The sequence below is a fragment of the Nocardioides sp. B-3 genome, assembly GCF_024703895.1.
In the GTDB taxonomy this organism is placed as follows: Bacteria; Actinomycetota; Actinomycetes; order Propionibacteriales; family Nocardioidaceae; genus Nocardioides.
The window spans coordinates 4,293,363-4,306,497 of record NZ_CP087968.1 but is presented as its reverse complement, the minus strand read 5'-3'; the positions used below and the strand labels follow the sequence as shown (position 1 = coordinate 4,306,497).

General features: G+C 70.7%; 12 protein-coding genes and 7 pseudogenes. 12 read left to right on the top strand and 7 right to left on the bottom strand.

Annotation, left to right across the window (positions count from 1 at the left end; all coding sequences use genetic code 11):
• Positions 1 to 15 precede the first annotated feature (15 nt).
• A complete protein-coding gene (locus tag LP418_RS28570) occupies positions 16 to 939 on the bottom strand; it encodes a 3-oxoacyl-ACP reductase (RefSeq protein WP_257954581.1) in 924 nt (307 codons plus the stop codon).
• Between the two features lie 3 nt (positions 940 to 942).
• Here LP418_RS28570 and LP418_RS34980 point away from each other — a divergent pair.
• The 9 genes and pseudogenes from LP418_RS34980 to LP418_RS28525 form a co-directional block, all read left to right on the top strand.
• A pseudogene (locus tag LP418_RS34980) lies at positions 943 to 1,528 on the top strand (hypothetical protein); the annotation flags it as partial.
• Between the two features lie 76 nt (positions 1,529 to 1,604).
• Positions 1,605 to 1,706, top strand: a pseudogene (locus LP418_RS31900) (hypothetical protein); the annotation flags it as partial.
• Between the two features lie 48 nt (positions 1,707 to 1,754).
• Complete coding sequence (locus LP418_RS28550) at positions 1,755 to 2,159, top strand: hypothetical protein (protein WP_257954580.1); 405 nt, start codon at positions 1,755 to 1,757, stop codon at positions 2,157 to 2,159.
• A gap of 2 nt (positions 2,160 to 2,161) precedes the next feature.
• Positions 2,162 to 2,899 (top strand): annotated as a pseudogene (locus LP418_RS28545) (acyl-CoA dehydrogenase family protein); the annotation flags it as partial.
• Between the two features lie 40 nt (positions 2,900 to 2,939).
• Positions 2,940 to 4,193 (top strand): acyl-CoA dehydrogenase family protein, encoded by a 1,254-nt coding sequence (locus LP418_RS28540; RefSeq protein WP_336275853.1) that lies wholly within the window; start codon positions 2,940 to 2,942, stop codon positions 4,191 to 4,193.
• Positions 4,097 to 4,774 (top strand): annotated as a pseudogene (locus tag LP418_RS34975) (MaoC/PaaZ C-terminal domain-containing protein); the annotation flags it as partial. The gene LP418_RS28540 and the pseudogene LP418_RS34975, both read left to right, overlap by 97 nt.
• Before the next feature lie 259 nt (positions 4,775 to 5,033).
• A pseudogene (locus tag LP418_RS34970) lies at positions 5,034 to 5,102 on the top strand (hypothetical protein); the annotation flags it as partial.
• Positions 5,103 to 5,232: 130 nt separating this feature from the next.
• Positions 5,233 to 5,460, top strand: a complete 228-nt coding sequence (locus LP418_RS28530) for a hypothetical protein (RefSeq protein WP_257954577.1) — start codon at positions 5,233 to 5,235, stop codon at positions 5,458 to 5,460.
• Entirely contained in the window at positions 5,457 to 5,684 is a 228-nt protein-coding gene (locus LP418_RS28525) for a hypothetical protein (protein ID WP_257954576.1), read from the top strand. Before LP418_RS28530 ends, LP418_RS28525 begins: the two co-directional genes overlap by 4 nt.
• A gap of 130 nt (positions 5,685 to 5,814) precedes the next feature.
• Here the strand turns inward: LP418_RS28525 and LP418_RS28520 are convergent, their stop codons facing one another.
• From LP418_RS28520 to LP418_RS28500, 5 genes and pseudogenes are all read right to left on the bottom strand, one after another.
• Positions 5,815 to 6,387: a transposase gene (locus LP418_RS28520; protein WP_257954575.1), complete on the bottom strand. Its 573-nt coding sequence runs from the start codon at positions 6,385 to 6,387 to the stop codon at positions 5,815 to 5,817.
• 637 nt (positions 6,388 to 7,024) lie between these two features.
• Positions 7,025 to 7,339: pseudogene (locus tag LP418_RS28515) on the bottom strand (transposase); the annotation flags it as partial.
• A 181-nt stretch (positions 7,340 to 7,520) separates the two neighbouring features.
• Positions 7,521 to 8,240 (bottom strand): class I adenylate-forming enzyme family protein, encoded by a 720-nt coding sequence (locus LP418_RS28510; RefSeq protein WP_257954574.1) that lies wholly within the window; start codon positions 8,238 to 8,240, stop codon positions 7,521 to 7,523.
• A 97-nt stretch (positions 8,241 to 8,337) separates the two neighbouring features.
• Positions 8,338 to 8,973: pseudogene (locus tag LP418_RS28505) on the bottom strand (AMP-binding protein); the annotation flags it as partial.
• Entirely contained in the window at positions 8,873 to 9,148 is a 276-nt protein-coding gene (locus tag LP418_RS28500) for a hypothetical protein (RefSeq protein WP_257954573.1), read from the bottom strand. The pseudogene LP418_RS28505 and the gene LP418_RS28500, both read right to left, overlap by 101 nt.
• Before the next feature lie 125 nt (positions 9,149 to 9,273).
• On the opposite strand from LP418_RS28500, the gene LP418_RS28495 reads away from it, so the two are divergent.
• Complete coding sequence (locus LP418_RS28495; RefSeq protein ID WP_257954572.1) at positions 9,274 to 10,260, top strand: SDR family oxidoreductase; 987 nt, start codon at positions 9,274 to 9,276, stop codon at positions 10,258 to 10,260.
• A 45-nt stretch (positions 10,261 to 10,305) separates the two neighbouring features.
• On the opposite strand, the gene LP418_RS28490 is transcribed toward LP418_RS28495, so the two are convergent.
• Complete coding sequence (locus LP418_RS28490; protein ID WP_257954571.1) at positions 10,306 to 10,863, bottom strand: hypothetical protein; 558 nt, start codon at positions 10,861 to 10,863, stop codon at positions 10,306 to 10,308.
• Between the two features lie 131 nt (positions 10,864 to 10,994).
• Here LP418_RS28490 and LP418_RS28485 point away from each other — a divergent pair, with 131 nt between their 5' ends.
• A complete protein-coding gene (locus LP418_RS28485; RefSeq protein ID WP_257954570.1) occupies positions 10,995 to 12,956 on the top strand; it encodes an arylsulfatase in 1,962 nt (653 codons plus the stop codon).
• Positions 12,941 to 13,132: a hypothetical protein gene (locus LP418_RS28480; protein ID WP_257954569.1), complete on the top strand. Its 192-nt coding sequence runs from the start codon at positions 12,941 to 12,943 to the stop codon at positions 13,130 to 13,132. The genes LP418_RS28485 and LP418_RS28480 overlap by 16 nt, the downstream gene beginning before the upstream one ends.
• Positions 13,133 to 13,135: the final 3 nt, after the last annotated feature.

Here is a 13,135-nt window from a genome sequence, read left to right as displayed (position 1 = left end):
GAACCGGGTCGGTGCTCAGCTCGCGATGTGTTCGATGCCCGTCGTGTCGAGCTCGGCCACGCTGTACGCCGCATAGTTCTGGTACGGCGAACGGCCGGTGAAGTACGGCGACAGCTGGGCGTCCAGCTCGTCGAGCGAGAAGGTGCCGGCCGCGGCGGTGAACTTCTGCTCGACCTTGGGCGAGTCCATCAGCGCCACCATGTCGCCGTACACGACGAAGACACGGCCGTTGATGTCCGCCGACGCGGGGGAGGCGAGGTAGGACACGAAGGTGCCGACGCGCTCGGGCGCGAGGATGTCGAGCTGGTCGGTGCGGGTGTCCTCTGCGAAGACGTGGGCGGTCATCTCGGTGCGGGCGCGCGGGCAGATGACGTTGGCGGTGACGCCGTAGCGCGACAGGCCCCGGGACGCCGAGAGCGTGAGGGCGGTGATGCCAGCCTTGGCGGCGGAGTAGTTGGGCTGTCCGGCGGCACCGAAGAGGAACGCCTCGGAAGAGGTGTTGATCAGCCGGCCGTAGACCGGCCCGCCGGCCGCCTTCGACGCGGCACGCCAGTGGACGGCGGCGGCGCGGGAGAGGGACGCGTGCCCCTTGAGGTGGACCCGGAGCACGTCGTCCCGGGCCTGCTCGGTGAGGTTGAAGATCATCGTGTCGCGCAGGACGCCGGCGTTGTTGACGACGATGTCGAGCGAGCCGAAGGAGTCGACGGCGGCAGCGACCATCTCGTCGCCCAGCGCCCAGCTGCCGACGTCGCCCTTGACGGCGACGGCCCCCGTTCCGAGGGCCCGGATCTCGGCGACCACGGCGTCCGCGGCGGCACCGATGTCGTTGACGACGACGTTGGCTCCGGCCTGCGCGAGGGCGATGGCTTCGGCGCGGCCGAGGCCGGAACCGGCTCCGGTGACGATGGCGGTCCGGCCGGCAAGGTTCGTTGTGCTCATGGGGTGAAGTTAGGAGCGGTCCTGCCGACCTCGGGGGAGAAGCCCCGCTCAGTGGGACGACCTCGGCCGGGTGGGCGCTGCGTTTGCGAGCCTGCGAGCGTGAACACTGAAGCCGTCATCGTCGACGCCGCGCGCACCCCTGTGGGTCGCCGCAACGGCGTGTTGTCCCACCTGCACCCGGCCGAGCTGCTCGGGGCCGCCCAGAAGGGCCTGCTGGACCGGTCGGGTCTCGATCCCGCCGTGGTCAAGCAGGTCATCGGCGGCTGCGTGACCCAGGGCCGGCGAGCAGTCCAACAACGTCACGCGCAACGCCCGGCTGCACGCCGGTCTGCCCTACACGACCGCCTGCACGTCGATCGACTGTGCGTGCGGTTCGTCGCAGCAGGCCGTGCACCTCATCGCCGGGCTGATCGCGAGCGGCTCCATCGAGGCCGGCATCGCCTGCGGGGTCGAGGCCATGAGCCGGGTGCCGCTCGGCTTCGCGCTGGCCGCGGGCGGCATGCCGATCCCGGAGAGCTGGTCCGTCGACCTGCCCGACCAGTTCACCGCCGCCGAGCGCATCGCCACCAAGCGGGGCATCACCCGCGAGATGGCCGACGAGCTCGGCTTCCACTCGCAGCAGAACGCCGCCCGCGCCCGGGGCCGAGGGCCGCTTCGACTCGCAGATCATCCCGGTCGGCGACGTCATCCGCGACCGGGGCCTGCGCGACACCACCGCCGAGGCGCTGGCCGGTCTCAAGGCCGTCGTCCCCGACGGCATCCACACCGCGGGCAACTCCTCGCAGATCAGCGACGGTGCCGCCGCCGTGCTCCTGATGAGCCGCGAACGCGCCGCCGCCGAAGGGCTCGAGCCGCGCGCCCGGATCGTGGCCAGCGGGCTGGTCGGCTCCGACCCTTACTTCCACCTCGACGGCCCCGTCGACGCCACCGCGCACGTGCTCGAGCAGTCCGGCATGAAGATGGGCGACCTCGACCTCGTCGAGATCAACGAGGCCTTCGCCTCGGTCGTGCTCAGCTGGGCGCAGGTGCACGATGCCGACATGGACAAGGTCAACGTCAACGGTGGTGCGATCGCGCTCGGCCACGCGGTCGGCTCGACCGGCGCCCGCCTGATCACCCGGGCCGTCAACGAGCTCGAGCGCACCGACAAGTCCACCGCGCTGATCACGATGTGCGCCGGTGGCGCGCACGCGACTGCCACGATCATCGAACGGATCTGAGCATGACCCTCGGACTCGACCGGGAGCACCTCGACCTGCGGGACTCGGTGCGCGCCTTCGCGACCCGGCACGTCACTGACACTGTCATCCGCAACGCGGTCGACGCCAAGACCGAGGAGCTGCCGCCGTTCTGGCAGGCGCTCGCCGACCGGGGCCTCCTCGGCCTGCACCTGCCCGAGGAGCGCGGCGGCTCCGGCGCCGGGCTCCTCGAGCTCGCCGTCGTCGTCGAGGAGCTCGGTCGCTCGATGGCGCCCGGACCGTTCCTCCCGACGGTGCTGGCAAGCGCCGTGCTCGACGCCGCCGGCCACCACGTCCCCGGCCTTGTCGACGGTACGGCGACGGGCGCGGTCGGCCTCGGCGAGGGAGGCCCGGTCCCGGGCGGACAGACCGCCGACTTCTTCGTCCTGCCGGTCGGCGACGGGTGGGTGCTCGCCGAGCGCGACGCCGTCACGGTCACCCCGCTCGAGAGCCATGACCTGACCCGTCGCCTCGCGAACGTCGAGCTCACCGGCGCGTCAGTGCTGCTCGAGATCGATCGGCAGGCGCCGTACGACCTCGCCGCCGTGCTGTTCGCCGCCGAGGCGACCGGGATCGCCGACTGGAACACGATGACCGCCTCCGACTATGCCAAGGTGCGCGAGCAGTTCGGGCGCCCGATCGGCCAGTTCCGGGGCGTGAAGCACCGATGCGCCCGGATGCTGGCCCGCACCGAACAGGCGCGCGCCTGCGCATGGGACGCCGCCCGGGCGCACGGCCCCGAAGCCACCCCCGGCCGCCGCGGTGGCGGCCGCCGTGTCCGTCGAGGCAGGCTTCTCCACCGCGAAGGACTGCATCAACACTCTCGGCGGCATCGGCTTCACGTGGGAGCACGACGCCAGCCTCTACCTCCGGCGCGCCCAGACCCTTCGGTTGCTGCTCGGCTCGACCGGCCACTGGCAGCAGCGGGTCGCTCGGCTCAGCCTCGATGGCTCCCGGCGAACGCTGGCTGTGGACCTGCCGCCCGAGGCCGAGTCGGTCCGGCGTCGGGTCCGGGCCGAGCTGGCGTCCTTGGGCGCCGCGCCCGAGCTCGGCTACACCGCACCGCACCTGCCCGCACCGTGGGGCAAGGGCGCCGACGCGGTCACGCAGCTGGTGATCGCGGAGGAGCTCCGGGCTGCTGACCTCGAGCCGGTCGACATGATCATCGGCAACTGGGTGGTGCCGACCCTGATCGAGCACGGCAACGCCGTACAGCAGGAACGCTTCATCCCGCCCAGTCTCAGCGGCGAGATCGTGTGGTGCCAGCTGTTCAGCGAGCCGGGTGCCGGCTCCGACCACGGCCGGCCTGAGCAGCGCGCGGAGAAGGTCGACGGCGGCTGGAAGATCAACGGCCAGAAGGTGTGGACCTCCGGCGCCCGCGAGGCGCACTTCGGGGTGCTTCTGGCCGGGACCGATGCCGAGGTGCCGAAGCACAAGGGCATCTCCTACTTCGTGCTCGACATGTCGGCCCCCGGGATCGACATCCGCCCGTTGCGCTCGCTGAACGGCGACGCGCACTTCAACGAGGTCTTCCTCGACGACGTGTTCATCCCGGACAGCATGCTCATCGCGCAGCCCGGTGACGGCTGGAAGCTCGCTCGCACGACGCTCGCCAACGAGCGCGTCGCGCTGTCCCACGACTCCGCGATCGGCTCGGGCGAGAAGCTGCTGAGCCCGGTCGACCGGACCGACGGCGAGCAGCTGGCCCGGCTCGGGCAGATCCTCTGCGACGCGCAGTCGGGCGGCCTGCTCGGACTCCGTCAGACGATCCGCTCCCCGGCCGGTCAGCAGCCCGGCGCCGAGTCGAGCATCGCCAAGCTGGTCGGTGTCGAGAACATCCAGCAGGTCTGGGAGACCTGCATGGAGTGGCAGGGCCCGTCCGCCCTGATCTCCGATCCCGACGAGCGCGGCGCGACTCGGTGGTTCCTGAACAGCCGCTGCCTCTCGATCGCCGGCGGCACCACCGACGTGCAGCTGAACATCATCGGCGAGCGCATCCCCGGGACTCCCGCGTGATTGATCCCGTCGCTGTGGGCGCCGCGGAGCCGTCGACCCACCAGATCAGCTGGACGACCCGTGACGTGCTGCTCTACCAGCTGTCGCTCGGGGCATCCGACCTGTCGTCCACCTACGAACGCGGGCTGCGCGTGCTGCCGACCTTCGCGATGGTCGCCGGGCAGGGCATGTCCGCCGGCGACCGGCCCGCACGGGGTCTCGACCTCCCCGGCATCGAGATCGACCTGCGCAAGATCCTGCACTCGGGCCGGGCGCTGTCCGTTTCCCGCCCCATCCCGGCGTGCGGAACCGCGACCGTCACCTCCCACGTCGCCGAGGTCTGGGACAAGGGCAAGGCCGCCGTGGTGGTGCTGGAGACCTCGGCCGCCGATGACGACGGTCCGTTGTGGACGAGCCGGATGCAGATCTGGGCGCGTGGCGAGGGCGGGTTCGGTGGCTCGCCCGGTCCGGCGGAGGCCCGGGCCGCGCCCGATCGCGACCCCGACTTCGTCCTCGACTCGCCGACCGCGTCCGACCGGGCCCTCCTCTACCGGCTCAACGGCGACCTGAACCCGCTGCACGTCGACCCGGAGTTCGCCCAGCAGGTCGGCTTCGAACGGCCGATCCTGCACGGGCTCGCGTCCTACGGCATCGTCGCGAAGTCCCCCGGTCGACGGCGTCCTCGACGGAGATCCTGCACGTCTCGTCGGCCTCGACGTCCGCTTTGCCGGCACGCTCTTCCCGGGGGAGACGATCCGGACGTCGGTATGGCGCGAGGGCAACCACCTCACGCTCGCCGCGACCTGCCCCGAGCGCGACGACGCGCCCGTCCTCAGCCACGCCTTCGCGGAGGTCACCCCCATGACGCTCGAGCTCACCGCCGTACCGAACAACAAGGGCGTCGACGCCGCCGTCGCCGCTGCGCGACGCGTCATCGAGACGCTGCTGCACGCCGGCGACAACAGTGCCGCCGAGATGAGCGGAGGTCGCCGACCGGCTCAACGCCGTCGCCGACCACCTCGAGGACCACGCGCCGACCGTGCAGCAACGCCCGGTCGACATGTGGGGCGGCGAGGGCGTGTCGCGCCACGACCCGGTGACCGGTCCGGAGAACGCGATCGCCCCGCCCCTGCACCCGGTCGGTCTGGACGACGGCTCCATCGCAGCGCGGGTCACTCTCGGGCTGGCCTACCGGGGCCCGCCCGGCTGCGTGCACGGCGGAATCTCGGCGCTGCTGCTCGACCACACGCTCGGCGTCGCCAACCACTGGGCGGGGAGTCCGGCATGACCGGCACCCTCACGCTGCGCTACCACCGGCCGACCCCGCTGTTCGAGGAGCTCGTCATCAGCGGTCGCCGGGGAGTCGGTCGACGGCCGCAAGATCCGCACCGTCGGCACGATCACCGCCGGCGGAGAGGTCTGTGTCTCGGCCGACGGGTTGTTCATCCGGGGGCACCTGCCGCGCCCGAGCTGACGGCGCCGGCCGGCGCTTCGACGTACCCGCTCATGTAACCGGCGTTGACCTGCACCGAACGGCCGTTGCAGAGGCTGTTGCTGTTTGATTTCGGTACGTCGGCGCGTGGGGATGGCGGCGATGGCGGTGTTGAGGGTCGTCGGCCGGGCGCGCGCCCGGCCGATCTCGTCAGGTGGCCAGTGCTGCGGTGGTGTGGCGGTGGAGCTTGAGCAGGTTCACGACTGCGGCGGCGAGGTTGAGTTCGCTGGTGGCCGCGGCGAGTCCTCGGCGGCTGAAGCGGCGTAGTCCGGTCTGGTCTTTGAGGTGTGCGTTGACTGGTTCCACGGTTGCGCCGCGGTGGGCGTAGGCGGCGAGTCCTTCGGGTGTCTTCATCTGGTGCCGCATGCGTTCGAGCGGGCTCGCGTCGGGCGGTGGTGGGCCGGTCCGCGGGTCGTCGGCGGCCTCGTCGGCGAGTCGTCGGTCCTTGCCGGTGGCGATGAGCCGGTTGGGTCCGGGGGCGGTGAGGTTGTCCATCGAGCAGTAGCCGGCATCGGCCGGGACCAGCCCGATCTCATCGTCACCGCCGTCGTCGGCTCGTGTGTGGGCGATGGTCCTCGCGGCGCTCTGGGCTGCGTTCATCATCGGTTGCAGGCAGTCCATGTCGGTGGGCGCCCGGGTCAGCATCAGCGCCGGGATCAGGTGGTCGGCGGTGACCGCGAGCTGGGCGTTGTAGCCCTGCACCCAGCCCGTACGCGTGTTCATGACCCGGCTCTGCGGGTCGGTCAAGTTCGCCTTCCGGGTGCTCGCACGGCCCATGCTCTTGCGGGGGTGGGGAGCCGCGGTGGCCGCGCGGACGCTCAAGGGCTGCCAGCCGCTCGCGCAGCCGGCGGACCTTCCATGACACCAACTGTGGCCGTTGCCCGCTGGGGCGGCGCGTGCCGTGGGTGCGAGCCGCTTCCTGGACGCCCTCCCGGGCCGCGACCCGTGCCGCGGCCTCCCGCTCGGCCGCGGCAAGTTCCTCACGCAGGGCCGCGGCCCGGACCTGCCGGGTTTGTGCGCGTCGCTCGGCCTCATCGGCGGCTTCCTCGGCCTGCTTGGTCTTCTCCTTCTCGATCTCGGCCAGCGCGGCCTTGATCGCGGCCGCGCGGGTGGCCGGGTTGGCGAACTCGGGGGCCAGCTCATCACCGTGCTTGTCGCCGTACAGCTCGTCCTCGGCCGCGTCGGCCGCGGCAGCCTCGGCGGCGATCTGGCGGGCGATCCGGTCGGCCTGAGCGCGCAGTGAGTCCTCGGCCCGGTTGGCGAAGATCGAGGCGTTCGCGGCGATCTTGGTGCCATCGATCGCGACCGTGCCGAGTCTGCCCATCCCGGCCTGCCCGCACAGCACCAGCACCTGCGCGAACACCTCAGCGAACCGGTCCTCATGGGTCGCGCGGAACCGGGAGATCACCGTATGGTCGGGCACATCGCGCCCGCACAACACCCGGAACGCCACGTGCTCACCGCACAGCGTCTCGATCCGTCGCGAGGAACGTTCCCCGACCGCGTAGGCATAGACCAGCACTCCCAGCAGCAGGTCCGGATCGAACGCGCGGCGCCCCGGACCGACCTTCGGGTGCCGGGCATGGAAACCGCTTGTGTCGAGCTCCTCCACGACCCCCAACACGAACCACACCGGGTGATCCTCCGGCAACCACTCACGCAACGAGGGAGGCATCAGAAACTGCTGATCACGATCAACCGGACGATACGAACGAGCCATGGCCCCAGTATTTCGGCACAGCGCTCAGAGGTCACGTACCCGGACCGGCGATTTAGCAACAGCCTCTGCAACGGCCGGGTGGTCGAGGTAAACGCCGGTTACATGAAAACGCGTCACACCGTGACCTCGCGCCGGATCACCTTGCCGGTCGCGTTGCGGGGAGCGGGCGGTCGGTGAAGCGCCAGTGCGTCGGCACCTTGAAGTGCCCGAGCCGCTCTCCTGCGAACGCGCACAGCTCCGCAGCGTCGAGCGGCTCGTCGGACACGATCACCGCGGCCACTTCCTGGCCAAGGTCGTCGTGCGGCACGCCCAGCACGATGCACTCGCGGACGGACGGGTGCTCCGGGAGCACGCCCTCGACCTCGGCCGGGTAGACGTTCTCACCGCCGCGGATGATCAGGTCGGAGCGGCGGCTGCTGAGCCGGACCCGCCCGTTCCGCAGCTCGCCGATGTCGCCCGTCCGCAACCAGCGATCCTCGTCGATCGAGGCGGCCGTGGCGGAGGGGTCGTTCCAGTAGCCCAGCATCGTGTAGGCGCTGCGGACGCAGATCTCACCCTCGACGCCGTCCGGGACGACGTTCCCGAGCGTGTCGCGGATCTCGAGCTGCACGCCGACGATCGGGTAGCCCAGCGTGCCCGGGTCCGCCGCGAGGTCCGGCGTCGTCGCCACCGAGATCGCCGTACACGACTCGGTCAGGCCATAGCTGTCGACGAGGGCATTGGTGGCGAACGGCAATCCGTCGCGCAGGCGCTTCTGGAAGGCCGGCGACGAGGGCGCGGAGGCCAGCGAGAAGGCGGTCAGGGACGACAGGTCGTACGCCGACAGGTCGCCGTGCTCCGAGAGCCGGTTCGCCATCGTGGGCACTGCGCCCCAGTTGGTCACCTTCTCGTCCCTGGACCAGCGTCAGCACCCGGTCGACGTCGAAGGCGCCGGTGTGCAGCGCGATCTTGCTGCCGTTGGCGAGCCGCGGCACGGCCGGGTTGTGCAGGCTGGCGATGTGGAACAGCGGCATCACCAGCAGGTAGGCGCGATCGCGCGGGTCGATCGGGTCGCCGAACGCGGCGGCCGGGGCGTCGTTCATGCGGTGGTACTCCGCGACCGAGGTGACGTTGCGGTGCGAGTGGGTCGCGCCCTTCGGGCGGCCGGAGGTGCCGGACGTGTAGAGGATGATCGCAGGGTCGTCCTCGGCGACGTCGCTGGTCGGCAGGGGAGAGTCCGGGTAGAGGGCGCACAGGCGCGGCACATCGGTCTCGATCGACAGCAGGGGTACGCCGCAGTCCTCGAGCAGCAGGGCGCGCTTGGCGTCCGCCACGATCACCGTCGGGGTGGCGTGCGAGACGCCGTAGGCCAGCTCGCGCTTCGACCACCGGGCGTTGTAGCCGACGGAGACGGCACCGATCGAGACGGTCGCCCAGAAGGTGACGATCCACTCCGGGGAGTTGGCCGCCGCGATCGCGACCCGGTCGCCCGGTCGGACGCCGAAGTCCTCACGCAGCGCCCGCGCCAGCGACGCCACCCGGGCGGCGTGCTCGCGGAAGGTCAGCCGGGACGTCGCGGTGACGATGTAGTCGCGGTCGCCGTGCTCCACTGACTCGGCCAGCAGCTCGTGCAGCGCGGCGGCGGTGGGTGAAGACCGGGAGCCTCGTGCCGAGCACCTCCTCCTCGGACAGCTCGAACGGGCCGCCCGGACCGGTGAGCTGGTCCACGACGACACGCGCCATCGCGCGTGGGTCGGTGCTGTTCGTGGTCTGGCCGGTAGTCATGCGGTAGCGCCTCCCGGGTCGATTCTGGACCCACTCTCGCCGCAGACCACCGCCGGGTGAAGGTCCACTTCCGGTCACCGGGACGTCCGAGCCGATCGAGGATCGAGCGCCCAGAGGATGGCGGCATGAATGGACTCAAGGGCAAGGTCGCACTGATCACCGGCGCGGGTCAGGGAGTGGGCGAGGGCATTGCGCTCGCGCTCGCCACCGAGGGCGTCGATGTGGCCGTCGTGGGGCGCACGCTGGCCAAGCTCGAGTCGACCTGCGAGGCGCTCCGGGCGCGCGGCGTGCGCGCTGCGCCGTACGAGATCGACGTCTCGGACACGACCTCCCTGCCCGGCCTCGTGGAGAAGATCGTCGAGGACTTCGGTCGCCTCGACATCCCGGTCAACAACGCCTACGCCGGTTCCTACGGGCCGCTGCTCGACATGAGCGACGACGACTTCCGCAAGGGCTTCGACTCGGCACCGTTCGCCGCCTTCACCCTGATGAAGGCCTGCCACCCGCACCTCAGGGGTGGTGGCTCGATCGTCAACCTCGTCACGTCCGCCATGGTGCGCTGGGATCCCACGACGTACGGCGCCTACGCGGCCGCCAAGAGTGCGCTGCGCTCGCTCACCGGGACCGTGGCGGTGGAGTGGGCCCCCGACGGGATCCGGGCCAACTCGATCGCGCCGCACGCGTTGTCGCCGGCGCTCGCGGGCTGGGCGAAGGCCCGTCCCGAGGAGGCCGAGGCGTTCGTCGCGAGCATCCCGATGCGTCGGATCGGCGACCCCGAGGCCGACATCGGCCGCGCGGTGGTGGCGCTCCTCGGCCCTGATCTCGGCTATCTCACCGGCGCCACGATCCCGCCTCGACGGGGGACAGGCGTTCTTCGGCTGATGGGGACGCGCTGGCCGAACCGCGTGTACGGCGTCGGGGACGAGCCCGACGCTCGGGTCAGCCTCGCCAACGAACGCACCCTGCTGGCCCGGGTCCGCACCGCTGATCGTGCTCGGGCTGGTCGCGGTCGTCGGCCGAACGCAGTTCCCCGGGCTCGACCCCGTCGTGCTGCTGGCAGGGGTCGCTCTGATCCTGTTCGCCCTCGCCACGGCCGCCTTGGCAGGCCTTGAACTGTTCCGGTTGTGCGGCTTCCAGTGGCCGGAGTGAGATCCCGGTCAGATCGGGCAGCTGAGCAGCGCCACTTGCATGTCGACCAGTTCGCGCACGACCAGCGCGGTGTCGGCGGCGCCCTTGCCGCTGTGGCGCAGCTCTTCGTGCTCGGCGAGCAGGGGCAAGGTGACCCGTGCTGCCCACTCGAGGCGTCGCTGCACCACTCGCCGTGGGATGTCCGGGAGCAGGGCGGCGACGTTGCGATGGAGCCGTCGCACTTCAGCCTGCTGGGGCCGCGGGTCCTGCGACCACGCAGCGCGGAGTGCCGGGTCGTTCACCGCGGTTGCCGGGAAGCGGAGATAGAACCGGCTGTGGCCCGGATCCGAGATGGATTCGGCCAGCGGTGCGATCTCTGCCGTCACGACGGCGCGCAGGTCGGACTCGTCCAGCGAGGCGACGAGTTCCTTCCGTCGCTGCTGGACCGACGCGGATCGCGCGTCGAGGATCGCGTTGACCAGACCGAGCTTCGAACCGAAGTGGTACTGCGCGGCGGAGTTGTTCTTCTGGCCGGCCTCCCCGGCCGACCGAGCGCAGAGACACGGCCCCGATCCCTCGGGTGGCAAACAACTCCTCGGCCACGTCGACGAGTCGCGCCCGGGTGTCAGCGAGAGCGCTGCTGGTAGTCACTTGACCATCGTAAGACATCTGTCTTAAGGTCGCAATAAGACAAGTGACTTAATCAAGGAGACGCCCCATGAGTCGACCCAACGTGGTCGTAGTCCTGCTCGACGACGTCGGCTTCGGAGCGCCGGGCTCCTTCGGCGGCCCGGTGGAGACGCCCACCCTCGACGAGCTGTCCGCGGACGGTCTGCGCTACAACCGGTTCCACACCACGGCGATCTGCTCCCCGACGCGCGCATCGCTGCTGACCGGGCGCGACGCGCACGTCACGGGAGTCGGCACCGTGCTCAACTCGGCCTTCGACCACCCGGCATACAAGGGTGTGCTCCGGCCCGAGACAGCCTCCGTGGCCCGAATGCTGCGCGACAGTGGCTACCGCACCGCCTGCATTGGGAAGTGGCACCTTGCGCCGGCCCGGGAGTCGGCGCAGACGGGGCCGTTCGACCGCTGGCCGACGGGACAGGGATTCGACCACTTCTACGGATTCCTCGGCGGCGAGACCCATCAGTTCCACCCGACCCTCTACGCAGGCACCGCGCCGGTCGAGCCTCCGAGCAGACCGGACTACCACCTCACCGAGGACCCGGTCGACCAGTCGATCGAGTGGATCCGGGCTCAGGACGAGCCGTTCTTCCTCTACCTCGCGCCCGGAGCCACACACGCACCGCTGCACGTGCCCGGGACGTGGAGCAGGAAGTACGCCGGCCGCTTCGATGCCGGCTGGGACGCGATGCGCGAGGCGACCCTGCGTCGCCAGAAGGAGCTCGGGATCCTCCCGCCGGAAACGTCGCTCACGCCGCGGCCAGAGGAGATCCCGTCGTGGGACAGGCTCACCGACGACGAGCGCGTGGTGGCGGCTCGGCTCATGGAGGTCTATGCAGGCTTCCTCGAGCACACGGACGTCCACCTCGGACGCCCGGTTGCCGAGCTCAAGCAGAGTGGCCAGTTCGAGAACACCCTGTTCTGCTACGTCGTCGGCGACAACGGCAGCAGCGCCGAGGGCGGCCTTCCCGGCAGCCTCAACTACATGGGTGCCCTCCGGGGTCTGCAGGAGAGCAACGCCGAGCAGATCGCGGGACTCGACCGTATGGGCGGCCCGGAGTCCTACGCGCAATACCCAGCCGGCTGGGCCCGGGCCATGACGGCTCCGTTCCAGTGGATGAAGCAGGTCGCCTCGCACCTCGGCGGGACCCGCAACGCGATGGTGCTCTCGTGGCCCGAGGGGGTCGCGCACGGGGGCGGGGTCCGCAGCCAGTTCTCCCACGTCAACGACCTTGCTCCGACGATCCTCGAGGTTGCTGGCGTACAGATGCCCGAGGTCGTCGACGGAGTCGAGCAGCTGCCCATGGACGGCACCAGCCTCGTCTACTCGTTCGCGGACGGCGACGCCCCGGAAAGGCACCAGACCCAGTACTTCGAGGTCAACGGACACCGGTCGATCTACCACCGGGGTTGGATGGCCTCGGCCCACCACGGGGGAGTGCCCCGGACGGTCGGCCTGCCCGGCAAGCCGCGCGACTTCGACGAGGACGTCTGGGAGCTCTACGACCTGAGCACCGACTTCAGCCAGTCCGAGGACCTCGCGGAGAAGGAGCCGGAGCGTCTCGCCGAGCTGAAGGTGATCTTCCTCGAGCAAGCCGAGCGCGTCGGCATCCTGCCGCTCAGGGACGCCCGGGTCTCGCGCACCCGCATGCCCTCCCTGACCGAGGACCGGACCAGCTTCACGTACGGGCCGCGCGACGTCGGCGTCCCCGAGAGCCGGGCCCCGCGCATGCTCGGCCGGTCGTGGCACCTGCGGGCACGGCTCGACCTCACCGACAAGCCTGAAGGCGTCATCGCCAGCATGGGCGGTGAGGCGGCCGGCTGGGCGCTCTGGCTGGATCCGGGGGCTGCCCGGTGCTCACCTTCCGAACCTTCGAGCGGGCCCGGCTGGAGCTTCGGGGCTCACCGTTGGACAGAGGGAGGCAGTTGCTCGAGGTGGTCTTCGCGTACGACGGGGGTGGGCGCGGGCGTGGCGCCGTGCTCAGCCTCGTGAAGGACGGCGAGGTGCTCGACAGCGGACGGATCGACGTCACGCCGCCGAGCGTGTTCTCGATCGACGAGACCTTCGACATCGGAGTCAACTCCGGGTCGCCGGTCGGCGCCTTTCCGGCGTCGTACCCCTTCGTCGGCGGGACCATCGAGGGCGTGGACATCGAGCTGGACGGATGACGA

Excerpts from the sequence above, each read along its gene's own strand:
- LP418_RS28570 (WP_257954581.1), bottom strand. The coding sequence starts at position 939 with ATGAGCACAACGAACCTTGCCGGCCGGACCGCCATCGTCACCGGAGCC.
- LP418_RS28525 (WP_257954576.1), top strand. The coding sequence starts at position 5,457 with ATGACCGGCACCCTCACGCTGCGCTACCACCGGCCGACCCCGCTGTTC.
- LP418_RS28530 (WP_257954577.1), top strand. The coding sequence starts at position 5,233 with ATGTGGGGCGGCGAGGGCGTGTCGCGCCACGACCCGGTGACCGGTCCG.
- LP418_RS28520 (WP_257954575.1), bottom strand. The coding sequence starts at position 6,387 with ATGAACACGCGTACGGGCTGGGTGCAGGGCTACAACGCCCAGCTCGCG.
- LP418_RS28485 (WP_257954570.1), top strand. The coding sequence starts at position 10,995 with ATGAGTCGACCCAACGTGGTCGTAGTCCTGCTCGACGACGTCGGCTTC.
- LP418_RS28550 (WP_257954580.1), top strand. The coding sequence starts at position 1,755 with ATGAGCCGCGAACGCGCCGCCGCCGAAGGGCTCGAGCCGCGCGCCCGG.
- LP418_RS28495 (WP_257954572.1), top strand. The coding sequence starts at position 9,274 with ATGAATGGACTCAAGGGCAAGGTCGCACTGATCACCGGCGCGGGTCAG.
- LP418_RS28510 (WP_257954574.1), bottom strand. The coding sequence starts at position 8,240 with ATGGCGAACCGGCTCTCGGAGCACGGCGACCTGTCGGCGTACGACCTG.
- LP418_RS28500 (WP_257954573.1), bottom strand. The coding sequence starts at position 9,148 with ATGACTACCGGCCAGACCACGAACAGCACCGACCCACGCGCGATGGCG.